The sequence below is a fragment of the Mycolicibacterium chubuense genome (genome assembly GCF_001044255.1).
Taxonomy (GTDB): Bacteria; Actinomycetota; Actinomycetes; order Mycobacteriales; family Mycobacteriaceae; genus Mycobacterium; species Mycobacterium chubuense.
Genome location: NZ_JYNX01000030.1, coordinates 1 through 24009, shown reverse-complemented (window position 1 = coordinate 24009; position 24009 = coordinate 1). Strand labels below are relative to the sequence as shown.

General features: G+C 69.8%; 18 protein-coding genes and 1 tRNA gene. 6 read left to right on the top strand and 13 right to left on the bottom strand.

Going from position 1 to position 24009, the window contains the following annotated elements; all coding sequences use genetic code 11:
* Positions 1–26: 26 nt before the first annotated feature.
* Entirely contained in the window at positions 27–386 is a 360-nt protein-coding gene (locus tag MCHUDSM44219_RS08245; protein ID WP_048417759.1) for an HNH endonuclease, read from the top strand.
* Positions 387–438: 52 nt separating this feature from the next.
* Here MCHUDSM44219_RS08245 and MCHUDSM44219_RS08240 read toward each other — a convergent pair whose 3' ends face one another.
* From MCHUDSM44219_RS08240 to MCHUDSM44219_RS08230, 3 genes are read right to left on the bottom strand one after another with little or no spacing between them, the layout of a single operon-like run.
* Positions 439–915, bottom strand: coding sequence for a DUF5130 domain-containing protein (locus tag MCHUDSM44219_RS08240; RefSeq protein ID WP_048417758.1), 477 nt, complete (start codon positions 913–915; stop codon positions 439–441).
* The gene (gene ctaJ / locus MCHUDSM44219_RS08235; protein ID WP_231508425.1) at positions 902–1135 is read right to left on the bottom strand and encodes an aa3-type cytochrome oxidase subunit CtaJ; all 234 of its coding nucleotides are present in this window, start codon (positions 1133–1135) and stop codon (positions 902–904) included. The genes MCHUDSM44219_RS08240 and ctaJ overlap by 14 nt, the downstream gene beginning before the upstream one ends.
* Before the next feature lie 25 nt (positions 1136–1160).
* Positions 1161–1826, bottom strand: coding sequence for an HNH endonuclease (locus MCHUDSM44219_RS08230; protein ID WP_048417757.1), 666 nt, complete (start codon positions 1824–1826; stop codon positions 1161–1163).
* Positions 1827–1984: 158 nt separating this feature from the next.
* Between MCHUDSM44219_RS08230 and MCHUDSM44219_RS08225 the strand changes: the two genes are divergently transcribed.
* The 3 genes from MCHUDSM44219_RS08225 to MCHUDSM44219_RS08215 all read left to right on the top strand — a co-directional run bounded on the left by MCHUDSM44219_RS08225 (position 1985) and on the right by MCHUDSM44219_RS08215 (position 6250).
* Positions 1985–3142, top strand: coding sequence for a catalase family protein (locus tag MCHUDSM44219_RS08225; protein WP_048417756.1), 1158 nt, complete (start codon positions 1985–1987; stop codon positions 3140–3142).
* A 78-nt stretch (positions 3143–3220) separates the two neighbouring features.
* On the top strand, positions 3221–5815 hold the full coding sequence (locus tag MCHUDSM44219_RS08220) for a helix-turn-helix transcriptional regulator (protein WP_048417755.1): 2595 nt from the start codon (positions 3221–3223) through the stop codon (positions 5813–5815).
* A 45-nt stretch (positions 5816–5860) separates the two neighbouring features.
* The gene (locus MCHUDSM44219_RS08215; RefSeq protein ID WP_048417754.1) at positions 5861–6250 is read left to right on the top strand and encodes a globin; all 390 of its coding nucleotides are present in this window, start codon (positions 5861–5863) and stop codon (positions 6248–6250) included.
* A 16-nt stretch (positions 6251–6266) separates the two neighbouring features.
* Here the strand turns inward: MCHUDSM44219_RS08215 and MCHUDSM44219_RS08210 are convergent, their stop codons facing one another.
* The 5 genes from MCHUDSM44219_RS08210 to MCHUDSM44219_RS08190 form a co-directional block, all read right to left on the bottom strand.
* Positions 6267–6908, bottom strand: coding sequence for a DUF8185 domain-containing protein (locus MCHUDSM44219_RS08210; RefSeq protein ID WP_048417753.1), 642 nt, complete (start codon positions 6906–6908; stop codon positions 6267–6269).
* Positions 6905–7267: an acyl-CoA thioesterase gene (locus MCHUDSM44219_RS08205; RefSeq protein ID WP_413783590.1), complete on the bottom strand. Its 363-nt coding sequence runs from the start codon at positions 7265–7267 to the stop codon at positions 6905–6907. Before MCHUDSM44219_RS08205 ends, MCHUDSM44219_RS08210 begins: the two co-directional genes overlap by 4 nt.
* A 50-nt stretch (positions 7268–7317) precedes the next feature.
* Entirely contained in the window at positions 7318–12216 is a 4899-nt protein-coding gene (locus tag MCHUDSM44219_RS08200) for an NAD-glutamate dehydrogenase (protein ID WP_048417751.1), read from the bottom strand.
* A gap of 92 nt (positions 12217–12308) precedes the next feature.
* The gene (ettA, locus tag MCHUDSM44219_RS08195) at positions 12309–13982 is read right to left on the bottom strand and encodes an energy-dependent translational throttle protein EttA (RefSeq protein WP_048417750.1); all 1674 of its coding nucleotides are present in this window, start codon (positions 13980–13982) and stop codon (positions 12309–12311) included.
* Between the two features lie 87 nt (positions 13983–14069).
* A complete protein-coding gene (locus MCHUDSM44219_RS08190) occupies positions 14070–14534 on the bottom strand; it encodes a single-stranded DNA-binding protein (RefSeq protein ID WP_048417749.1) in 465 nt (154 codons plus the stop codon).
* A gap of 169 nt (positions 14535–14703) precedes the next feature.
* On the opposite strand from MCHUDSM44219_RS08190, the gene MCHUDSM44219_RS30450 reads away from it, so the two are divergent.
* Positions 14704–15600 carry an allophanate hydrolase-related protein gene (locus tag MCHUDSM44219_RS30450; RefSeq protein ID WP_053081214.1) on the top strand — a complete coding sequence of 299 codons (897 nt, stop codon included), beginning with the start codon at positions 14704–14706 and terminating at the stop codon, positions 15598–15600.
* Here the strand turns inward: MCHUDSM44219_RS30450 and MCHUDSM44219_RS08180 are convergent.
* The 5 genes from MCHUDSM44219_RS08180 to MCHUDSM44219_RS08160 form a co-directional block, all read right to left on the bottom strand.
* Positions 15597–17651 carry a bifunctional copper resistance protein CopD/cytochrome c oxidase assembly protein gene (locus tag MCHUDSM44219_RS08180; RefSeq protein ID WP_048417748.1) on the bottom strand — a complete coding sequence of 685 codons (2055 nt, stop codon included), beginning with the start codon at positions 17649–17651 and terminating at the stop codon, positions 15597–15599. The two genes, MCHUDSM44219_RS30450 and MCHUDSM44219_RS08180, sit on opposite strands and share 4 nt — an antisense overlap.
* 34 nt (positions 17652–17685) lie before the next feature.
* The gene (locus tag MCHUDSM44219_RS08175; protein WP_048417747.1) at positions 17686–20034 is read right to left on the bottom strand and encodes a glycerol-3-phosphate 1-O-acyltransferase; all 2349 of its coding nucleotides are present in this window, start codon (positions 20032–20034) and stop codon (positions 17686–17688) included.
* Positions 20031–21638: an HAD-IB family hydrolase/lysophospholipid acyltransferase family protein gene (locus tag MCHUDSM44219_RS08170; protein ID WP_048417746.1), complete on the bottom strand. Its 1608-nt coding sequence runs from the start codon at positions 21636–21638 to the stop codon at positions 20031–20033. Before MCHUDSM44219_RS08170 ends, MCHUDSM44219_RS08175 begins: the two co-directional genes overlap by 4 nt.
* A 26-nt stretch (positions 21639–21664) precedes the next feature.
* Positions 21665–23206, bottom strand: a complete 1542-nt coding sequence (locus MCHUDSM44219_RS08165) for a wax ester/triacylglycerol synthase family O-acyltransferase (protein WP_048417745.1) — start codon at positions 23204–23206, stop codon at positions 21665–21667.
* 93 nt (positions 23207–23299) lie between these two features.
* The gene (locus tag MCHUDSM44219_RS08160; RefSeq protein ID WP_048417744.1) at positions 23300–23734 is read right to left on the bottom strand and encodes a group I intron-associated PD-(D/E)XK endonuclease; all 435 of its coding nucleotides are present in this window, start codon (positions 23732–23734) and stop codon (positions 23300–23302) included.
* Positions 23735–23800: 66 nt separating this feature from the next.
* Between MCHUDSM44219_RS08160 and MCHUDSM44219_RS08155 the strand changes: the two genes are divergently transcribed.
* Positions 23801–23873: transfer RNA gene (locus tag MCHUDSM44219_RS08155), tRNA-Arg, on the top strand.
* Positions 23874–24009: the final 136 nt, after the last annotated feature.

The following is a 24009-nucleotide window of genomic DNA, read 5'->3' as shown; positions in this document are numbered from 1 at the left end:
TGCCCGAGCGCGCTTAAGCTACCGCGGTGGCGGTCAACAGTCGCAGGGCCAGAGCGGCGCGCAGACGCAAACGCCGGGTCGCGGCCGTCGTCAACGACCTCACCGACGCGCAGTGGACAGCGATCAAGGACGCCTGGAACGGGTGCGCCTACTGCGGAGCAAACACCGGAACGCTGCAGCGCGACTGCGTGATGGCCATCTCGCGCGGCGGGCGCTACACCATCGACAATGTGGTGCCCGCGTGCGGGGCGTGCAATGCCAGCAAATGCAATGACGAGGTCACCGGCTGGCTGCGCCGCAAGCGTCTCGACGAGCGGCTGTTCCTGGAGCGCTACGTGAAGATCCGCGCCGACCTGATCGCCGCGGAAGCGCATTCCGGGCTGTGATTTCTGCCCAAGCGCAGCCCGGAATGCTATTCCGCGCTAGAAGTGGCGAAGATCAGCGAGGTGAGACGCCGGCCGACAGCACGCGGATGCCGCTGATCAGCCCGTCGATCAGGTTGCCCTCACGGAACGACGCCGCCGCGGCCGACACCCCCAGCGGGGCCGCCTCCTCGATGCCGCGGCCCTTGACCTGCGAGCCGTAGACCACCTCGATCGCGCGCTGGTTCGGTGACACGGCGAGCAGCACCGCGTTGTCCGGTGTCGGGACCCGGCCCAGGATCGCGCGCGCCGACGCCGCGGTGTCCTCCCCCAGATCGCCGATGTACACCGCGAAGCGCGCCTGGGCCGACCGCGACCCGTACTTCAGCGCGTTGTCGAGGACCACGAGCTGCTTGGTCGGGAACGGGTAGTGCACCGACAGCTCGCCGGGCTCGGTGACCCCGGAGATGCGTCCGCTCGCGGTGACCACCGAGCCGTACGGCAGCTCGGCGAGGTCGTAAGCGCCTGCCCGGGTGATCTCACCACTTGCCACTTGCGCCGCCTCCGATCGTCAGGTGTGAACCGTGGCCACCGTGGCCGTGATCTGCCGGCTCGTCGGCCGCCCACAGGATGGGGTCGTGGGTCCACGTCTCCGCGATGTTGTACGTCGCGGGATGCGGGCTCTTCTTGCGGTAGATGAGCAGCGACAGGACACCGGCCAGAGCCAGCGGTATCACCAAGAAACTCGCGTGCACCAGAGCAGTGTTGTTCACGGGCAAACCGTAACGCACGGGCCGTTCAGGCCGCGCCCTCACCCAGGTATCTGACCCACGCGGGATCGAGTTCTTTGACGCTCGAGAGCAGCCGCCAGTGCTGCCCCTTGGGCGGCATCGGGGTCGCGCGCAGACTCCAGCCCAGTTCGCTCAGCAGCCGGTCGGCCTTGCGGTGGTTGCAGGGCGAACACGCCGCCACGCAGTTCTCCCACGAGTGGTCGCCGCCCCGGCTGCGGGGAATGACGTGGTCGACGGTGTCGGCCTTGGCTCCGCAGTAGGCGCACCGGAAGCGGTCGCGGTGCATGAGCGCCGCCCGCGTCATCGGCACCCGCGCCCGGTAAGGAACCCGGACGTAGGTGCGCAGCCGGATCACCGACGGCACCACGATCGTCCGGCTCGCCGAGTGGATCACCGGCCCCATCGGGTCGTCGTGAACGACGTCGGCCTTGCCGCACATCACCATGATCACGGCCCGGCGCATCGGCAGCGCGGTCAGCGGTTCGAACGTCGAATTGAGCAGGAGCACCCGTCGGCGCCCCCAGATCGAGGGCTCGGCCGTCGCGGCGGGGCGGGTGTCGGGCGCGGGCACCACGCTGTGCAGCGCACGCGCCGTCGTACTGGCTGTCGGCCCGGGAGAGCCCGTCGCGGTCCGGTGGTGCCGGTGGCCGCGTCCGTTCTTGCGCTGCGCCATACGTCCTCCGACCGACAGTCCACCATGGATCCCGTCCGATCGCACGACAATTCTCGTCGTGTTCGCAGGTCAGTCCGATGAACATCTCGTGACCGGGCGCCGGGGACAGGTAGCCGATTACTCATGCCGACCCGGCGCGACGCCGTCAGACTGTGCCCATGACCGCCGGGGGAACGAGCATCGACGACAGCGACTACGTGCGGTATCGGCCGGCTCTGGCCGTCGTCCCACCCGGCGAGGAGGAGCTGATCTCCAAGCTGGTCCGCGATCTGCGCACGAACAACCGGTACCAGTACGCGAAGAGCCGCATGTTCGAGAAGTACCGCAGGCACGGCCGACCCCACGCGATCCGCGACGCGCACGCCAAGAGTTGCGCCGTACTGCACGGCGAGCTGACCGTGCACGACGCCCTCGACCCGCTGCTGCGGCAGGGCATGTTCGCGCGGCCGGGCGCCACGTTCCCGGTGATCGCCCGGATCTCACAGACCTCGGGGGCGATCCGCTCGGATCAGGTGCGCGGCGTGCGCGGCCTCGGCCTGAAGGTTCTCGGGGTGACCGGTGCCAGCGGGGAACGCGCCGACGCGCGCTTCGCCGACGCGAACCAGGACTTCGTGTTCGTCACCGAGCCGGCGTTCCTGTTCCGCGACGCCGCGGACTACGCCAAGGCCGGGATGCGCACCGCCAGGGCGCTGACTGCGCTGCCCGACGGCGGGATGCTGCTGATCAACCGGATGCTGCGGGCCGCGCGCCGGGCCAGGCAGCGGTCCGGCCGCGACCTGCCGGCCAAGCTGCGGGTGTTCGCCGAACCCAACCACCATCCGCTTCGTCAGACGTTCTACACCGCCGCGCCGGTGCGCTTCGGCGACTACGTGGCGAAGCTGCGAGTGGCGCCGACGACGCAGACCGTTGCCGCGGCGGTTCCGGCGACGATCGAGGACGGCCCGTACGACGCCGCCTCGCGGGCCGTCGTCGCCTACTTCGCCGCCGGCTCCGCCGAGTACGAGGTGTCGGCCCAGCTGTGCACCGAGGGCATGCCGATCGAGGACGCCACCGTCGAGTGGCCCGAGGAGCGGTCACCGTACCGGCCGGTGGCGACTCTCCGCTTTCCTGAGCAAACGGGATACGGGGAGGCGCTTCGCGACTTCGCCGACGACGGGCTCACGTTCAATTCGTGGCGGGGCATCGCCGAGCACCGGCCGCTGGGCTCCATCAACCGGCTCAAGCTGCGGGTGTACGAGGCGTCGAGCGAATTCCGGCACTCCCGCAACGGCACCCCCTACGTCGAGCCCACGGACCTGTCGACGTTCCCGAAGTGAGGTCACCGGCTGTCCGCCGCGGCTAACCCCCGGCCATTAGCGAGAATTGGCGGTCCCCCGCCATTAGACTCCCGTGACATGCCGCACGGTTGGCAGTTGCTCGACCGCCCCCGAGAATTCGACGCGGTCCGTTCTGCGCTGACCGGCGCCGGCTCCTACGGCGTGGTGCTGGTCGGGGATGCCGGCGTCGGCAAGACGACGCTGGCGCGCTCGGTCACCGAATCCCTGCGCTCCCAAGTGCACTGGGTGGCCTCCACCGAATCGTCGCGCAGCATCCCGCTCGGGGTGTTCGCCCACCTGGTCGGCGGCAGCTCCTCGCGCGATGCGACGGCACTGCTGGCGTCGGCACGCGAATCGCTTGTCTCGCAGGGCAACAGCATCGTCGGAGTGGACGACGCCCACCTGCTCGACGAGTTGTCGGCCACGCTGCTGCACCAGATGGCCGTCGATCAGACAGGCCGCATCCTGGCCACGGTGCGCAGCGGGGAACCGGTGCCCGACGCGGTGACGTCACTGTGGAAGGACGGCTACCTGCGCCGGATAGAACTCCAGCCGTTCACCAAGCAGCAGAGCGTCCAGTTGGTCGAGTCGGTGATCGGCGGCCGCCTCGAGGGTCTGTCGGCCGACCTGATGTGGGAGTCCTCCGGCGGTAATCCCCTGTTTCTGCGGCACCTGGTGGAGGGGTCCATCGACGCGGGCACCCTCAAGCGGGTCGACGACGTCTGGCAGCTGCGCGGTCCCACGGCCGTGCCGTCGGGGTTGGTGGCGCTGCTGGAGAGCCGGCTCGAGCACGCCGGCGACACCGTCCTGACCGCACTCAAACTGCTGGCGCTCTGCGAGCCTCTCGACATCGACGCGCTCACCGAACTCGCGGGCGACGCCGCCGTCGACGACGCCGAGATGCGCGGCCTGATCCGCTTCCAGCAGGACGGGCCCGTGCTCAACGCCCGCTTCAGCCACCCGTTGGTCGGCGACGTGGTGCGCAGCAAGGTGGGCCGCGCGGCCGAACGACGGCTCAAGGGCCAGGTGGTGCAGATCCTGCGCCGGCGCGGACTCGACACGGCGGCCAGCCGGATCCGGATGGCGCAGTTGTCGATCGACAGCGATCAGCCCGTCGACACCGAACTGCTCACCTCGGCGGCCAAGGACGCGATCTACCTGTCCAACCTGCCGCTCGGAGAACGCTTGGCGCGCAGGGCATTCGAGCGGACGGGCAGCCTCGCCGACGGTGCCCTGCTGTCCCGGGCGCTGCTGTGGCAGGGCAAACCCGCCGCCGCCGACGCGATTCTGGCGCAGTTCGCCCCGGCTGACCTCGACGAGGTGCAACTGGTGCAGTGGGGGGTGCCGAGGGCGTCGACGCTGTTCTGGTCGATGAGCGAGGTGGCCGCCGCGCACGAGGTGCTCGCGCTGGCCAACGAACGGGTCCGGCATCCTGCGCTGCGGCTCATCCTGGACGCCACCGAGGCCGCGATGGCCGTGCACGAGAACCGCATCGAGGAGGGCATCGCCGAAGCGCTGCGGGTGCTCGCCGATCCGCAGGCTCCCGATCAGGCCGTCGAATTCGCCGCATTCGCCGCCGGTCTGGCGATGCCCGTCGCCGGCCGCGGCGACGAGTTCGAACCGATCGCCGCGCGGTGTCGCGCCGAGCAGAAGACCACCGACGGCATGATCCGGGTGATGGTGCGGTACTGCGACGTGCTCGCGCTGACGCACACCGGCCAGTTCGAGCTGGCCGACAAGCGGGCCGCCGCCTACGCCGACTTCTCGTCGGTCGGTCAGTTCCTCGCCTGGGCCATCGCCAAGATCATGGCCGGTGCGGTCGCCAACGCCCGCGGCGACTTCCCCGAGGTCGTCTCGTCCATCGAGCAGGCCCTCGCCGCGCTGTCGGCGGAGAGCCCGCTGCCGTGGCAACTGCCGGGGCGGCTGCTGCTGGCGCGGGCCTACGCCGCGCTGGGCCGGATCGGTGAGGCCGAGCGCGTCCTCACCGACGCCGCCGAGCACTCGGGTCCGTCGATGGCGCTGCACGAGCCTCAGCGACTGATCGCCCGGTCGTGGTACGCGGCCGCCAAGGGGATGGAGCGCAACGCCGTCGAACTGGCGCGCGCCGCGGCCGACAACGCCCACCGGTCCGGGCAGTACGCCCTGGAGGCCGAGGCGCTGCACCACGCGACGCGCTTCGGCGACCGCACCACCGCGCCCCGGCTCGCCGAACTGGCCGGCATGGTCCACGGGAACCTCGCCGCGCTGTACGCCCGGCATGCCGCGGCCGTCGCCGCAGCGGACGCCGCCGCCCTGGACGCGGTCAGCACCGAGTTCGAGCGCGCCGGTCTGCTGCTGTCCGCCGCAGACGCGGCGGCGCAGGCGGCCCCGCTGTACGACGCCGCCGGCGATCGCCGCCGGACCAGTGAGTCGGGCGCCACGGCGCTGCGGCTCGCCGAGGCGTGCGGTGGGGCGACCACCCCGGCGATCAGGACCGCGGCGCGGCCGCTGCCGCTGACGCCGCGGGAACGGGAGATCGCCGAACTGGTGTCGGCGGGGCTGTCCAACCGTGAGGTCGCCGAGCAGCTCACGCTGTCGGTGCGCACGGTCGAGGGGCACGTCTACCGCGCATGCTTCAAGCTCGACGTCGCCGACCGCGACGAGCTCGCCAGGGTGGTCGGCAAGAAGAGGTGACCGCCGGGTGAGCCCGGCGGGCGTGATGGACCACAATGGTCGGTGATGGATCAACAATCGTTCTATGACGCGGTCGGCGGCCACGAAACGTTCCGCACCATCGTGTCGCGGTTCTATCAGCAGGTGCGTGACGACGAGATCCTGCGGCCGCTGTATCCCGAGGACGAACTCGACGCGGCCGAGGAGCGTCTGCTGTTGTTCCTCGAGCAGTACTGGGGCGGTCCGCGCACCTACTCCGAGCAGCGCGGGCACCCGCGGCTGCGGATGCGCCACGCGCCGTTCCGGATCGGTTACCTCGAGCGCGACGCGTGGCTGCGGTGCATGCACACCGCGGTGGCCGAGATCGACGCCCAGACCCTCGACGACGCGCACCGCCAGGAGTTGATCGCCTACCTGGAGATGGCTGCGCAGTCGATGGTCAACTCGCCGTTCTGAGGGCCGCGAGCGACGGTCAGTGCAGCACCACGGCGGGGTTGCCGCGCCTGCGGTAGACGCTGCCGAACCGCGCGTCGATGCGCAGCCACGCCGGTGTCGTGCGCACCCGCACCACCTCGTCGGCGGTGTCGGGCACGAAGCCCATCGCAGTCAGCGTGAACACACACCGCATCGGGATGCCGACGGTGTCCGAATCGGTGACGACGTCGACGACGTCCTGGTCGAGCAGCGACGGCGGCGGTCCGTGTGCCCCGGAATGCTCACGGACCAGCGCGGTGCCACGCTGCGCGAGCGCGAACACCTCGCGGGCGGGCACATCGTCGAGGTGGACGAATCCGGCCTCCGGCGGCAGCGCACCCCGCCACGCGGAATCCATCGCGAAGCCGGGGTCGACGTGTCCGTCGGCATCCATGGCCGCCAGCCCGGCCAGCAGGGCGTCGGCCCCGGCGCACAGGTCGGCGGGCCGCAGCCGGCCGCGCACCACCCGGCTGGCGAGCACGTCGAAACCGGTGGACACCCACGCCGCCACCAGTCCCCCGGCGCGCTCCCGTAGCCGCACCACCGCGGACTCGTCGGCGCGACGGGCGCGTTCGGTGAACGCGGCGAGGTCGTCGCGGTGGCCGCCGTCGACGTCGAGCCAGATCCCGCGCTCGCTCATCGTGCCCAGTGCTGCAGGTAATCCCGCTGTTTCGCCGAAAGTCGTTGCAGCCGTTGTTCTTCGATGTGCACCGCGGCCAGCTGTGTTTCCGCGACAACCGCGGGGCGGGACTCCGGCGGCGCGCCGACCGACCGCACCTCGTAGCCGATGGTGAAGTCCACCGCCCGGACCCGCTTGGACCACATCGTCACCTGCAACGGCGAGTCGATCAGCCGCAGCTGCGCCTTGTAGGAGATCTGCACCTCGGCGATCAGGAGCCCGATCGTGGTGATCTCCTCACCGAACGGCTCTCGCAGGAACGGGATTCGGGCCTCTTCGAGGATCGTGACCATCGTCGCGTGGTTGATGTGCTGGTACATGTCGATGTCCGACCAGCGCACATGAACCGGCGCCGTGAAGCCCTGAACCGTCACCCGGATGTTCCCGTCCCACTCGTCCTGGTCATGCTGCGGATCTGACGGGCCGCCACCGACAGCGTCGCCAGGTCGTGCTCGCCGCTTTCGTACAGTTCGGTCAACGTCCGGCGGGCGCGAGTGACCCGGTTGGTGTTGGTCATCTCCCACTCGGAGATCTTCTCCTCGCCGTTCTCGTCGGGCTCACCGACGGCCAGCACGTCGAAGCTCAGTGCCCGCAGCGAGCCGTAGATGTCGTCACGAATCGCCAACCGCGCCAACGAATGCCACCGGTCCTCCCGGGAGAGCCGCGACACGGCGGTCAGCAGGCCGTCGGTACCCAGGTGATCCATCAGCGCGAAGTAGGCGTCGGCCACCTCGGCGGGATCGCGGTCGACGATGTCGGCGATGTCGATGACATCGAGCAGGCTGAACTGGTAGAGCCCCGTCGCGACCTGGTACGCCAGGTCGTCCGACGCGCCCTGGGCGCTGAACTCCCCCGCCTCCTTCATCACGATCGCCCGGTCGTCCCCGCGCAGCCACTCCGACATCCGTGGGGTCAGTGCGGTCACCTTCTCGGCGAACCGGTTGATCTCGGCGCCCACCGCCAACGGTTGAGGACGGTAGTTGAGCAGCCAGCGCGATGCGCGGTCGATCAGCCGGCGAAGGTCGAGGGTCATCCGGTCGGTGACCGCGACGGACACCCCGTCGACGCCGGCGGCCCGGATGCGCCGCCACACCTCGCCCACCCCGAAGATCGCGTCGACCGCCACGAAGCTGCGCACCGCGTCGACCGCCGAGACACCGACGTCCTCGGCGACCCGGTAGGCGTAGGAGATACCCGCGGTGTCGACGACGTCGTTGACGAGCATGGTCGCCACGATCTCGCGACGCAGCTGGTGCGAGCGGATCTCGGTGGCGAACCGGTCCCGCAGTGTGGTCGGGAAGTACGACGGCAGCCGGGAGGCGAACACCTCCTGATCGGGCAGATCCCCCGCCAGCAGATCGTCCTTGAGCGCCAGCTTCACGTGGGCCATCAGGGTCGCCAGCTCCGGAGAGGTCAGCCCGATCCCGGCCTCGGTCCGGCGGCGGATCTCCTTCTCCGAGGGCAGCGCCTCGAGCTCGCGGTTGAGGCCACGCTCGTCGACGAAGTCCTTGATCATCCGGGCGTGCACCGACAGCATGCTTGCCGCGTTCGCGCGGCTGGTGCCCATCAGGTCGTTCTGACTCTCGTTGTCCGCCAGCACGAGTCGGCCGACCTCGTCGGTCATCGACAGCAGCAGGTCGGTCCGGTCCTCGGTGGTGACCTTCCCCGCCGTCACCAGCGAGTCGATCAGGATTTTGATGTTGACCTCGTGGTCGGAGCAGTCGACACCGGCGGAGTTGTCCAGCGCGTCGGTGTTGATGCGCCCGCCCACCAGATCGAACTCGATGCGCCCCAGCGACGTGACGCCGAGGTTGCCGCCCTCGCCGATCACCTTGGCGCGCACCTGGTTTCCGTTGACCCGCACCGCGTCGTTGGCGCGGTCGCCGACGTCGGACTCGGTCTCGGCCTTTACGTAGGTGCCGATGCCGCCGTTGAAGAGCAGGTCGGCCGGCGCCTTGAGGATCGCCCGGATCAGGGCGGGCGGCGTCAGTTCGGTGACGTCGTCGTCGATCCCCAGCGCGCTCCGCGCTTCGGCGCTGATCGGGATCGACTTCTGCTCGCGGCTGTAGACGCCGCCGCCGGCGCTGATCAGCGAGGTGTCGTAGTCCTCCCAGCTGGAGCGCGGCAGGTCGAACAACCGCTTACGCTCCTGCCAGGACGTCGCGGCGTCCGGATCGGGGTCGATGAAGATGTGCCGGTGGTCGAACGCGGCGAGCAGGCGGATGTGCTGCGAGAGCAGCATGCCGTTGCCGAAGACGTCGCCGCTCATGTCACCGACGCCGACGACGGTGAACTCCTCGCTCTGGGTGTCGATGCCCATCTCCCGGAAGTGACGCTTCACCGACTCCCAGGCGCCCTTGGCGGTGATGCCCATCGCCTTGTGGTCGTAGCCCACCGACCCGCCGGAGGCGAACGCGTCCCCGAGCCAGAAGCCGTAGGACTTGGCGACGTCGTTGGCGATGTCGGAGAACGTGGCGGTGCCCTTGTCGGCGGCCACGACGAGGTAGGCGTCGTCGCCGTCGCGCCGCACGACGCCCTCGGGGACCACGATCGCGCCGGTGGACATGTCGACGTTGTCGGTGAGATCGAGCAGGCCGGCGATGAACAGCCGGTAGCAGGCCACGCCCTCCTCGCGGGTGGCGTCGCGGTCCGCGGCGGGGTCGCCCGTCGGCGCCGGCGGCCTCTTCACCACGAAACCGCCCTTCGCCCCGACGGGGACGATCACGGCGTTCTTGACCGCCTGCGCCTTGACCAGTCCGAGGATCTCGGTGCGGAAGTCCTCGCGGCGGTCCGACCAGCGCAGCCCGCCGCGCGCGACGAAACCGAATCGCAGATGCACGCCCTCGACGCGCGGCGAGTAGACGAAGATCTCGAATTTGGGCCGGGGCAGCGGCAATTCGTCGATCAGCTCCGGATTGAGCTTGAGCGACAGCACGTTGCGGGCGCGCGCCGAGTCCGACCGGGTGACGAAGTAGTTGGTGCGCAGGGTCGCCTGGATCATCGAGGCGAACGCCCGCAGCACCCGGTCGGTGTCGAGGCTGACCAGCGCGTCGATGTCGGCGGCTACCGCGGCGGCCGCGGCCTGGGCGTCGCGCCGGGTCGCGTCGCTCTGGTCCTGATCGGTGGGACTGGACGGCGGGCGGGAGGTGGGAACGAACAAAGCCTCGAACAGCTCGACCAACGAGCGTGCCGTTCCGGCGTTGTCGTTGAGCACGTCGGCGATGTGGGACTGGCTGTAGGAGAACCCGGCCTGCTTGAGGTACTTGGCATAGGCGCGCAGGACGGCGACCTGCTGCCAGGTCAGCCCCGCACGCAGCACGAGTTCGTTGAAGCGGTCGATCTCGGAGTTGCCGTGCCAGATCGCGGTCACGGCGTCGGCGAAGCGCTGCGCGGTGGCCTCGCGCTCGGCGCCGGGCGGGGTGACCGGGATGCCGCGGTGCGGTGACACCTTGAACTGGTAGATCCACACCGGCAGCCCGTCGGGACGGGTCACCGTGAACGGCCGCTCTTCGAGCACCGTCACCCCCATCGACTGCAGCATCGGCAGCAGCCGGCTCAGCGACGCCGACTGGCCGCCGAGATACCAGATCAGGTTGGAGATGCCGTCGACGGCGGTGCTCTCGGTGTCGTCGAGCACCAGCTTGACGGTGTTGTCGTCGAGTTCTTCGATGATCGCGATGTCGGCGAGGGCGTGCAGCGGCGTGACGGCCTGCTTGTACACCTCGGGGAAGGCCGCCGCGTAGTGCTCCGCGATGCCCTGGTCGATCGACGCCGTGCGGACCGCGCCGAGCATCCGGTCGGCCCACGTGCGCGCGGCCTCGGTGAGCAGATCCTGGATGCGGGACTCGTTCGCATCGGACACGTCGACGCCCTGGGGGCGGGAACCCTCGGGCAGCCGCACCGTGAAATGCACCAGCGCCCAGGGTGATTCGCTGACCCGCGCGGAGTAGTCGATGCTGAGACCGCCCAGTTCGCGAACCAGGATGTCCTGCATCTCCAGGCGCACGGCGGTCGTGTAGCGATCACGGGGCAGGTACACCAGGCAGGACACGAAGTGGGCCAGCGGGTCGGCCCGCATGAACAGCAGGGTGCGCCGGCGCGAGCCCAGGTCGACGACGGCCATCGCCATGTCGAGGAGTGCGCGGGCGTTGAGCGCGAACAGCTCCGAGCGCGGAATCGTCTGGATGATGTCGAGCAGCAGCTGGCCGGGATGGCTGGGATCGCGGTGCGCCATCGCCAGCGCGTCGTTGACCCGGCGGGAGATCAAGGGGATCTCCTGCACGTTGGCGTTCATCGCCGCCACGGTGAACATGCCGACGAAGCGGTGCTCGATGGCCGCGGAGTCGTCGCCGCCGCCACCGGGCTGCTCACGCACCACCACGATGTGCGGGTACGCGCCGTACCGCAGGAAGCTCGGGATCGTCGCCTGAGCGAGCGCGAGAAGCTCGTCCTTGTTGGTCAGCTGCGGCAGCACATCCTGGCGCAGGCGCAGTACGCCGAGCCGGCTGCCCGCGTCCACGGTGGCCTCCCCGTCACGGACCGGGCAGCGCTGATAACCCAACAGGACGAAATGCCCGTCGGCCAGCCAGCGCAGCAGCGCCGCGACGTCCTTGCGGTCCGGACTGGGGAACCGGCGACCGGTGTCGCTGTCGAGTTCGGCCGCCAGGCTGCGCAGCATCGCGGCCATGCTCTCCGAGTCCAACGCCACCTGGCGCGCGTCGGCGAGCACCCGCGGCAGCAGCCGCTCGGCCTCGGCGAGCGCGCGCCGGTCCACCGCGCTGGACAGCTGCACGTGGACCCAGATCTCGTCCACGCCGTCGCCGAAGGTGGCCTGTGATGACGGGACGATGTCGAGCAGCTCCCCGCCCGCACCGCGGCGCACGCGGAACATCGGGTTCATGATCGCCTTGTAGGCCACACCGACCCGGTGCAGCAGGACCGTCACCGAGTCCATCAGCATCGACGCGTTGTCGGTGATGACCTGCAGCGCCGGACCGAACCCGCCCGGCTCGTCGGCGCCGTAGACGGCGACCAGGGTCGCGCCCGCCGACCGTTGCCGGCCCAGCCGGTACTGCGCCTCGATCAGCGCCGTGCCCGCCGGCGAGCTCTCCGCGGGCCGGCGCAGCGGTCCGGTCACGGCGCCCTCGGAGCCCGGGGCTCCGCCGTGCGGACCCCGATAGGTCTCCAGGTATGCGGGAAGCAGGCGGTCGACCACCTCGGGGGTGACGTCCTGCTCGGTTTCCCCGATCGCACCGGGTTTCAACGACATGCGCCGCTCCTACACTCACACACTGCGTACCGGCCGCCGTTGGCTGCGACCGGCCGCGTTCGGCGGTCGGTCACTTGGTCCGCACGACGAGACTATCCCCGCGTGAGCTTGCGGTGGGTCACCCTGTGCGGACGGGCCGCTTCGGCGCCGAGCCGCTCGATCTTGTTCTCCTCGTAGCCGCCGAAGTTGCCCTCGAACCAGAACCATTTGGCCTCGTTGTCGGTGTCGCCTTCCCAGGCCAGGATGTGCGTGCACGTGCGGTCGAGGAACCAGCGGTCGTGGGAGATGACCACCGCGCAACCGGGGAACTGCTGCAGTGCGTTCTCCAGGGAACTCAGTGTCTCGACGTCCAGGTCGTTGGTGGGCTCGTCGAGAAGCAGCAGATTTCCGCCCTCTTTGAGCGTGAGCGCCAGGTTCAGCCGGTTGCGCTCACCGCCGGAGAGAACGCCCGCGGGCTTCTGCTGGTCGGGTCCCTTGAACCCGAACGCCGACACGTAGGCCCGCGACGGGATCTCGTTCTGACCGACCTCGATGTAGTCCAGCCCGTCGGAGACGACCTCCCACACCGTCTTCTTGGGGTCGATGCCCGAGCGGCTCTGGTCGACGTAGCTCAGCTTGACCGTCTCGCCGATCCTGACGGTTCCGCTGTCGGGCTGCTCGAGGCCGACGATGGTCTTGAACAGCGTGGTCTTGCCCACGCCGTTGGGCCCGATGACGCCGACGATGCCGTTGCGCGGCAGCGTGAACGACAGGTCCTTGATCAGCTGCCTGCCGTCGAAGCCCTTGTCGAGGTGTTCGACCTCGACGACGACGCTGCCCAGGCGCGGGCCGGTCGGGATCTGGATCTCCTCGAAGTCGAGCTTGCGGGTCTTCTCGGCCTCGGCGACCATCTCCTCGTAGCGGCCGAGGCGGGCCTTGTTCTTGGCCTGGCGGGCCTTGGCTCCCGAGCGCACCCATTCCAGTTCGTCCTTGAGCCGCTTCTGCAGCTTGGCGTCTTTGCGCCCCTGCACGGCGATCCGCTCGGCCTTCTTCTCCAGGTAGGTGGAGTAGTTGCCTTCGTAGGGGTAAGCGCGGCCGCGGTCGAGTTCGAGGATCCACTCGGCGACGTTGTCGAGGAAGTACCGGTCGTGGGTGACGGCCAGGATCGCGCCCGCGTACTCGGCGAGGTGCTGCTCGAGCCAGAGCACGCTCTCCGCGTCGAGGTGGTTGGTGGGCTCGTCGAGCAGCAGCAGGTCGGGCTTGGACAGCAGCAGCTTGCACAGCGCGACACGGCGCTTCTCGCCGCCGGACAGGTGCGTCACCGGCTCGTCGGCGGGCGGGCAGCGCAGCGCGTCCATCGCCTGCTCGAGCTGGCTGTCGATGTCCCACGCGTCGGCGGCGTCGAGCTCCTCCTGCAGCGCGCCCATCTCTTCCATGAGCTCGTCGGAGTAATCGGTCGCCATCAGTTCGGCGACCTCGTTGTACCGGTTGAGCTTGGCTTTGATCGGCACGCCTTCTTCGACGTTCTCGCGGACGGTCTTCGTCTCGTCGAGCTGGGGCTCCTGCATGAGAATGCCGACCGTGGCGCCGGGGGCCAGGAACGCGTCGCCGTTGTTGGGCTGGTCCAATCCGGCCATGATCCGCAAGACGCTCGACTTACCGGCCCCGTTGGGGCCGACGACGCCGATCTTCGCGCCCGGAAGGAAGTTCAGGGTGACGTCGTCAAGGATGACCTTGTCGCCGTGCGCCTTGCGGACCTTCCGCATCGTGTAGATGAATTCGGCCATGCCTGTGATGTCGCCTTTCTCCGGTCTTCGCGATCTGCGATAGTCCGGAGCCCATCCTAGGCGTGGCCGCGCCGGCGTTGCCCGGCGCTAGGCGGACAGCGGCAGCCCGACGGTCTCGGCCCCGGCCTGGGGCTCGTCCGGCTCGTCCTCCGCGGCCGCGGTGTCCCCGGTCGAGGCGCCCGCGGCCTGTTCGAGATGCCTGCGCTTGTCTATGCGGGCGATGCACCGCGCGAGGTCGGGCCCGACGTTGGTGGCCCGGATCTCCAGCGAGGACCGCCGGTTGCCGTCGCGGTCCTCGTACTCGCTGGTATACAGGGTGCCGACGACGATCACCGCGTCCCCCTTCCCGAGGCCCGCACCGACGCCGGTGACCAGGCGGCCCCAGCAGTTGACCGTGGCGTACAGCGAATTGCCCGGCTCCCAGCTTCCGTCCGCGGTGCGCCTGCGCGAGTTGCTCGCGACGCGGAACTTGAACAGCTCCTGGTCGCCGACCCAGCGGCGCTCCGGAGCGGTGACGATCGTGCCGACGATGGCGATGGGGGTCTCGAACATGACGGTTCCTCTTTCTCGTGTGGCTGCGGCCCGGGCACGGCGCCCGAGCCGTCGGTGACACCGCCATTGAGCGCCGCGGCGCCGACAGCGGGGCCCCGGCAGCGCCCGCCGGGCCGCGACCCTGGGGATGAATCGCGCATTGGGGATGACGGCCGCCTAGGTTGAGCGGGTGACCGCCGACCAGACCTCGCTGCCCGGGGTGCGCGTCCTCACGGGGACGCACGTGCCGGCCGGCGCTGTCGGCATCGCGCCCACCACGGCCGCCGATCGGATCACCGTCCTGGGGCCCGATCTCGTCACGGCCAACCGCGCGATGGCCGTGCTCGCCCCGCAGGCCGCGGCGACGCGCTGGCCCGCCGACGTCCGGTTCGCCGCGCCGCCGCGACCCGTGATCGCTGCGCCCGGCGCGCTGTCCGACGCCGTGCGGCAGGCGATTCCCGACGCCACGGTGGTCGCGGCGCCGGACGACGGCGGGCGGCTTCCCGACGGGGTCGACGCTGTCCTGACGACCGGCCGGCCCTGCGGCGACCCAGGCGGCGCTGCCGTGTACACCGCGCACTTCGCGGTGCTAGCCCGCCCGCACGACGACGCGGTCGCGCTGGACGTGGCCGCGGCGCTGACCGGGTGCACGATCGACGATGTCTGGCCACTCACTGTCGCCGATCCGCAGGAGTTGGTCGTGTTCGGCGCGCATCTGCTCGGCGGCCCGCTGACCCACCAGCTCACCGACCGGGGCGCCCGCTGGGCCGGCGAGGTGACGACCGCCCCGCGCTACCGGATGACGGTGCTGCCGTCGACGCCGGCCAAACCGGCGGTCTGCCGTGTCCCCGACGGCTCGGCCGGAGCGGCGCTCTACGGGCAGCGGTGGCTGATGTCGGCGGCGGCGCTGGGGCGGTTCCTCGCGGCGCTGCCGGCGCCGATGCAGCTGGGCAAGGTCGAGTTCGCCGACGGCTCGTGGCGGACCGCATTCAGCTGCGACGCGGCCGCGGCCGACGGAACCGACATCAGCGGATACGGCGGCTGGCCCGCCGCGATCGCGGCCGGCGCGGCGCCGGGGTCCGGCTAACCGTCGGCGCGGTCCCGGCGCGCCAACTCGGCGAGCATCGCGTTGTAGGCGGCCAGGTCGGCGTCGTCGTCGCGGTCGGCGGCGCGGTCGAGCCGGCGCGCGGTCCGGTCGTCGCTGCGGCGCCACTGCACGAACAGCGCGATCAGCACCACGACCAGCGGCACCTCACCCGCGGCCCACGCGATCGCGCCGCCGAGGCGCTGATCCCCGAGCAGGTCGGTGTGCCAGGGCAGGGCCAGCGAGCGGTAGAAGTCGCCGCCGATCGCGGTATTGGTGCCCATCAGCACGACACCGAAGAACGCGTGCAGCGGAAGCGACGCGAACACCATGCCCAGCTTGGCGATCGGTGGCAGCGGCCGCGGCGTCGGGTCGATGCCGATCACCACCCAGTAGAAGAGGTAGCCGCTGAGCAGGAAGTGCAGGTTCATCGCGAGGTGCGCGGCGTGACTGCCGACCACGGCGTCGAAGATGCCGCCGAAGTACAGGCCGTAGAACCCGACGATGAACAGTGCGGTGGCGACGAACGGATTGGTCAGCACCCGGGAGAACCGCGAATGCAGCGCGGCCAGCAGCCATTCCCGGGGGCCGGGCGGCTCGTTGCGGCCGGCGGTCGGCAACGCGCGCAGCGCCAGCGTCATCGGGGCGCCGAGCACCAGCAGGATCGGCGCCAGCATCGACAGCAGCATGTGGGCGATCATGTGCATGCTGAACATCGCCGGCATGTAGCGGCCGATCCCCGACGACGTCGCCAGCAGCAGCACCAGACACCCGAGCAGCCACGCCACGACGCGCCCGATCGGCCACGCGTCGCCGCGACGGCGCAACCGGCGCACCGCGGCGAGGTACACGACGGCGAACACCAGTGCCGCGGTCCCGAACACCAGGTCGAACCGCCAATCGAAGAGCAACCGCGCCGCCGTCGGCGGACCGTCCAGGTCGTAGCCGATCTCGACGGCGGGGATCGACAGGTCGACAGAACGCGGGGGCGGTGGCGGGGTACGTCCGAGCGCGACGGCGATGCCGAAGGTCAACCCGAAGACGACCGCCTCGACGAGCGCCAACCGGATCAGCGCTGCGCGTGCGTTCGCATCCTCGGCGAGCGCGGCGATCCCGCTGCGCCGCTGCCGCCACCCCAGGAATCCGAGCGTGACCAGGGCGACGATCTTGGCGAGCAACAGCCACCCGTACCGCGTCTGCACCAGGTCCTCCGGCCGCATCCGCACGAGCGCGTTGAGGACGCCACTGAGCACCATCGCCACGAAGCACCACAGCGCCACCGCCGAGAACCGTCGCGCCGCCAGGTACCCGTGCTGGATCATCCCCCGGTCGCTGCGCTCCTGCCCGCCGGATCCGCCCCGCAGCGCGTGCGCCAGCAGGGCCAGCAGTCCCCCGGCCCACACCGCACCGGCGATCAGATGCACGAGAAGGCTGTTGGTCGCGATGTCGTGCGCGCCGCCGGAGGACGAGTGACCGGTGAGCGCGAGCGGCAGCAGCGTCGCCAGGGACCCGGCGAACAGCACCGGCGTCCACGACCACCGCAGCACCGGGATGCTCACCACGGTCACCACCGCGGCGAACAGCGCCGTCCACCGCCAGGCTCCCGCGATGTCGATGAGGTCGGCGACCGACCAGATGTCGCCGGGACTCAGCCGCGACGACAGGGGCTGCCCGCTGATGTCGGAGACGGTGAGCGGCACCATCAGCACAGCGCAGACGGTCCAGATCCCCGCGGCCGCCGTGCCGGTGCGCAGCGCCCGATAGCCCGCGACGTCGAGCACGCCGTTGGCCTGCGGCGGCACCATGAACGCCGCGAAGAGGAACGAGCCGGTGGCGATCACCGCGGCCAACTCACCGGCGGCTTTGACGAACGGCAACCCGTAGGTGGTGACCGGTCCGGGGTCGGGCAGTCCGGTCGCGGTCAGCGCCTCGGCCAGCGACAGCGCGGACAGCCCGGCCGCGGTCAGCCCGGCGAGCACGGCGACGCCGTAGAGCACTGGCCACACCGATGCCCTGCGCACGCCTACCGTGGCGGGTCGGCCGGTGAGAGTCATCCCTCCAGCGTATGACCTCTGCGGGCGGCGCTCCTCAGACCGTCGGCTTGCGCAGCTCGCGACGGCTGCGCTCCCGCGCGACGAACTGCCTGCGGGCCGTCCGGTCGACGGTGTTCATGTCGGTCAGGATGCCCCGCAGCTCGCCGCGGAAGTTCCTGCGCCGGTCGGCGAGGTCCGCGGCGGGTTCGAGCAGATGCTGGTCGGCCGCGACCTGCCGCGCGGTGGTGAACAGCAGCGCCGACACCGACTCGTTGCTCTGCACCCGACCCTGCGCGACGTACTGCCGGCCCAGCCCGAGCGCCTTGGCCGTCAGGTCCTTCTCGGAGATGTCGGCCGGTGCGTCCAGAAGGGCGTCCGCGACGATCTGATAGGCCTCGAAGAACGGCCGCAGCAGCGGGCCGGCGATCGTCGGGCGTTTGGCTCGCAGCAGCGCGTCGAGGCGGTCACCGCCGGCGGCGACGTCGCTCTCCCAGTCCTCGTGCCAGGACATCTCCTCGGCGACGTGCGCGCGGAAGGCCGCCGAGTCGGCGAAGTAGAACTCGAACTTGAGCAGATCGCGCAGCCGCATCACCTGGCTCCAGAACGCGTCCAGCCGATCGCTGTCCGTGCGGGCGGCATAGGCGAGGGCGAGCTCGACCAGCGAGGTCTCCAGGAACGCGTCGATCAGTGAGTTGCGGTAGAAGGCCGCCTCGAGCTCGTCCTGCGGCGCGATGTACCAGACGGTCTCGCGGCCGCCGTCGACGCGGGTGACCGGGTGTCCACCCGACAGCGCGTCCAGCGCGGCGCGGACGCCGTCGGGGGTGCGTAACCGCAACGCGCTGTTGGTCATCGGGGTCTGCTTGCGCTCGAGGTAGTCCAGCGAGTCCTGCAGGGTGTGGTGCAACTGGTCCAGTGTCAGCGCGACCCCGCGGGTGGACAGCAGCAGCGCCGAGACGAGACCCGTCGCGTTGACCGGCGTCACCTGCACGATGCGCCACGCCACCTCGAACGCCATCTTCTGCAGCGCAAGGCGTTTGGCCGCCTCGTCGGTGGTCATCGGGCCGTGCGGCTCGCCGAGGTACTCCCGCATCGACACCGCCTGCGGGAACCGGACGTAGATCTTGCCGTAGTTGCGCTCCCCCTGGGCGCGGATGTAGTTGACCAGCCAGGACAACCCCTCCGGGGTCTTCTCGCCACCCCGGGCGTACGACGCGTACTCGGCGGTCTCGTGCAGCTGGTCGAAGCTGATCGACACCGGCTGCAGCAGGATGTCGTCGCTACGGCCGTCGAGGTAGGCGTCGGCGACGTAGGCGAGCAGACCGAGCTTGGGCGGCAACATCTTTCCGGTGCGCGACCGGGTGCCCTCGATCGCCCACGACAGGTTGAACCGCTTCTCGACGATGTAGCCGACGAACTGGCGCAGCACGAACTTGTACAACGGGTCGTCGAGCTTGCGGCGCAGGAAGATCACGCCGGACCGGCGCATCAGCGGCCCCATGGCCCCGAACGACAGGTTGATCCCGGCGAACGTGTGCACCGGCGGCAGGCGGTTCTCCTGCATCGCGACGGGCACGATGACCCCGTCGAGGTAGGACCGGTGGGAGAACAGCAGGACGGCCGGGTGGGCTTCCAGCGCGTGGCGCATCGTCTCGACCTCGGTGCGGTCGTAGTCGATGTTGGGGTCGAAGCCGCGGCTGAAGATGGCCCGGCCCAGCGACGGGATCAGGTCGACGGAGAACCGGCTCCAGCCGGTGCCGAGTTCGTCGAGCATCTCGCCGGCCTGCTCGACGGTGGCGCCGGGGATCTTCTCCAGGCCCTCCCGGAACCGGGCCGAGGAGAGCACCTCGGGTTTGATCAGCCGGGGGGACTTGTACTCCGGCCCGAGCAGCCGCAGCTCCACCCGCTCGATCGCCAGGATCGCCCGGCGCAGCACGAATCGGGCGAATTCCCTGGGGTTTTCGGCGGTGGTGTTGTCACTCCAGTACTGCCGTAGTTCGGACACCTTGGCCGGTTCGCCGGCGACGACACGGGCACGTGAGGGGTCACGTTTGAGGATGCTGTGCTGCAGGATCTTCGGCGGGCAGTACGTGTCACGCCCCGAGATGAGCGCGACCACCTTCGAGCGCGTCGGCAGTCCGCCGGGCACCCAGAACACGCGCACCGGGACGACGGAGCGGTCGTCGTCGGCGTCGAGCATCTCCACCAGCTGAGCCAGCACCCCCGGCGGCGGGTCATCGTCGGCCGGCAGTCTGAGGACCTCGATCTTGGAATCGGGGTGTTCGTCCCGCTGCCGGTGCAGCCAGTCGCTGAGCAGCTCCTCCTCGGCCGGTGACGACACCGAGGCGAGCACGAGGGTGTCGTCGACGGCGGTGAACGCCGTGATGTCGTCGGCGCGGACTTTCATGGCCGGCCCTTCGCGGGCGCCTTCTTGGCCCCGGTCGTCTTCTTGGCCGCGGTCGTCTTCTTGGCGGCGGTCTTCTTGGCGGCGGCTTTCTTCGCCGGTGTCTTCTTCGCGGCCTTCTTGGCCGGGGCCTTGGCCGCCTTCGTGCGCTTGTACAGGTCGGGCTCCGGCAGGGTGTCCTGCGGCCAGTCCTTGAGGGTGTCGAGGTAGAGCTGCCGCACCTCGGCGATGCGCTCGTCGAGGGTGTCGTGCGTCCAGTCGTCGACCGGAATCGGCGGGAAGACAACGACATCCACGGTCCCGGGATTGAACGTGCTGGAGTCGCGCGCGGCGATCACCTCCGCGTTGCGGATGACGATCGGCACGATCGGGATGCCCACCGACATCGCGATCCGGAACGGGCCCTTCTTGAACTCGCCGACCTCGGTGGTGTCCAGCCGGGTGCCTTCGGGGGCGATCAGGATCGACAGGCCTTTGCGCGCCAGGTCCTCGACCTTCTTCAACCCCTCGACGGCCTTGCGCGGATCGTCACGGTCGATGAAGGCGGCGTCCATGATCTTGCCCATCGTGCCGACGATGGGGTCGTTCTCGAGTTCCTTCTTGCCGACCGAGGTGAAGTTGTCACTGACGAGCCTGCCGGCGATGAGCGGGTCGGCCTGGTTGCGGTGGTTGAAGATGAACACCGCGGGGCGCTGCGCGGTCAGGTTCTCCTCGCCGAGCACGTTCAGGTTGATCCCGATGGTGTTGAGCAGGGTTCTGCCGAACACCGAGGTGAAGAAGTTCACCCCGCTGCGCCGGTTGCGCGCGAGCAGCCCCACCCCGAGTGCTCCCCACGCCACCGGCACCATCGTCGCGATCCCGGCCGCGGTGCGCAGTTGCGACACCGGGCTCGCCCCGCTGCGACTGCTGAAGCGCAGGATGGGCCAGCCGCGCTTGGCGGCGACGGCGGCCATCTTGCCCGCGGGATTGGTCGGCCGGGGATTGCCGACGAGGTACATCAGCGCGACGTCCTCGTCGCCGTCGGCGTAGAAGTAGCTCTGCGAGAGGTCGACGCTGTTGGCCGCGGCGAACTCCTGCACCGCGCGGGCCTTGCCCGGCCCCCAGATGATGGGCCGCTCCACTTCGCCGGTGATCAGTCCGTTCTCATCGGTCTCGAACTTGTTGCTCAGCACGTTGTCGATCCCGAGGAAGCGAGCGACGGGTTCGACCTGCACGGTCAGCGCGGAGGAACTGAGGACGACGGTGTGGCCGCGGGCCATGTGCGCGCGGACCAGTTGGCGCATCTCCGGATAGATGCGGCCGACGATCTTCTGCACGAACAGCCGCTCGGCGAGTTCGTCGATGTCGTCCACGGAGTTGCCGCGCAGCATCCGGGCGCCCTTGCCGATGAGGTCCTCGAACTCCGAGCGCCCCAGCTGATGGTTGAGGCCGGCCTGCACCATGCCGATGAACTCACCGACCGACATCTGCCGGCGCCGCAACCGGTCCTGCGTCATGACGACGCCGGTGAATCCGGCGACCAGAGTGCCGTCGAGGTCGAAGAACGCCCCGACCTGAGGACCCTCCGGGCTGGCTTCGATCTCGGCGACCGACCCGGGGAGACGCATCTGAGGGCTGCCGGCCGTATTCGGTGTCACTGTGCGGCACTTCCATTCGTCGAGGGGGCAGGGGACGTCGAGGTGGTGGAGGACGTCGAGGTGGTGGAGGACGTCGAGGTGGTGGAGGACAGAGTGGACGACTCGTCGGCGAAGGTCGCGGGCACGGCCCGGCCGTCACCGCCCAGGGCGAGGACTTCGTCGAAACCGGAGAGCAGACACTGGGCCAGCAGCGCCGGATCGGTGATGGCCGCGCGGTCGTAGCGGGTGGTGATCGTGCAGTAGCCGGACCGCGAGATCAGCACGACCATCATCGCGACCCCGGGCAGCGGCCCGAGCCCGTACTGCCGCAACACCTTCGCTCCGGCGATGAAGGTGTCCCCCGCGTACACGGGCACGTTGCTGGCCTGCACGTCGGAGTTCACGATGGAACCGGCCATCGACTCCAGCACGCTGTCGGGGAGCAGGGAGACGACCGGGGCGATCGCGCCGACCATGTCGAGCGCGCGCTCGTCGCGCTTGCGCGTCATCTGCGTCCTGATGTTGCGGATGCGTACCGCCGGGTCGCTCAGCCCGATCGGCGCGGCGAGGTTCACCCCCGCGAACCGGTTGCCGCCCGCCGGGTCCGCCTCGGACCGCAAGTTCACCGGCACCGCCATCGGCAGCGTGTCCACCGGAACCCCCTTGGCCTGGTGGTAGCGCCGCAGCGCGCCGCACAGCCCCGCCAGGTAGGCGTCGTTGATCGAGCCGCCCGCGGCCTTGGCGGCGCGGTGCAGGGCACCGAACTCGATGTCGATGGCCTCGCTGCGACTCGACAGGCTGCGCCGGCGCAGCAGCGGCGAGGGCGGGGCCACCGGACCGATGACGCGGGCGCCCGACATCGCGTAGTCGATGACGCTGCCCAGCCGTGAGACCGGGTCGCGCACGACGTGCCCGACCGCCTGCGCAGCGCCGAAGAGCGCGTCGCGGACCCCGCCGGCGATGGTGCCGGGCAGCCGGTTGAACCCCTGGCGCATCAGATCATTCGGTGACAGGTCGGCCGGGATGGGCAGCGGCGCGGTGTCCTGCGGCGGGGGGTCGCGTTCCAGGTCGTACAGGTTGGCGAACATCTCGACCCCGCCCACGCCATCGGTGACGGCGTGGCTGAGATGGACCATCAACGCGGCCTGTCCGTCGTGCACCCCTTCGATCAGCGTGGCGGTCCACAGCGGACGGGATATGTCGAGCGGCGACTGGGCGGCCACCTCGGCCAGATCCATCACCTGGCGCAGGGTGCCCGGTTGCGGGACGCGCACGCGGCGCAGGTGGAAGTCGAGGTTGAAGTCCGGGTCGACCACCCAGCGCGGCGCAGCCGTCGGCAGCGTCGGGGTGACGACCTTCTGCCGCAGCCGCAGGACTTTGCGGGAGGCGTTCTCGAAGCGGGCGCGGAAGACGTTCCAGTCGGGAGTGGTGTCGAGCAGTTCGACCGTGAGAATGCCGGAGCGGGTGCGCGGGTTGGCTTCGCCACGGTGCAGGATCTGGTCGAGCGGACTGAGTTCCTCCGGGAGTCCGGCCGCGTCCACTTCCGGCGCATTGCTCATGGGCACCACGCTAGTCGGCCGCCCTGAGACGCGGAGCGGCTTTAGGGCCTGCGCGCGATAGCCTTCGCGACACAAATCACGCTGTCCGCGACCTCATGGCGTGCCAACCGCGGGCGGCGGCAATTCGCGAAACGCCGCAGCCTCCAAAATTCCGGCAAGCTGCCCGTTCTTGCTCGGGGTGATACGCAGCGTCACAGACGAACCATGAGCCGCCGGATCGATGTAGTAACACTCATCTGTTTCCGGGCAATAGACGCACAGCGCATCGATCGCGGTCTTGTCCGTCGGCGTCGTATGAGTCCCTGCGCGGTCCGCCCAGATCGACCGAAACTTCACGGTGACGGCGCCCGCTCGAGCGGAGCGGTACTTCACTTGTAGGCGATGGAAGTTGCCCGTTTCGTACGCGACAAGATCAAACGGAGCGTGCTCCGTCGCAGGGAAGAGGACTGTGTAGCCCTTGGCCACCAAATCTGCATGAGCCTTGGCGATCCCCAAGTCGCCCTTGTCTTTCGTGTGGTGGCTAGCCATTGCTTTCACATTAGGTGACGACGCAACCCGTGGTTTACACCGATTGGGCTAGACTCCTCGGGCGTTGCCCCCGTAGCTCAGTGGATAGAGCAACCGCCTTCTAAGCGGTTGGTCGCAGGTTCGATCCCTGCCGGGGGCGCTTTCCTCTCACGACGCATCGAGTGTGCAGTGTTGACGGCTGCACTCGGGCGGTTTCAAGGGGTCGATGCAACACCCCGTGTGATTGAGGAGTGTTGCGATGGGTCGCGTGCCGTTGCGGTCGCGGATGCCGGCGT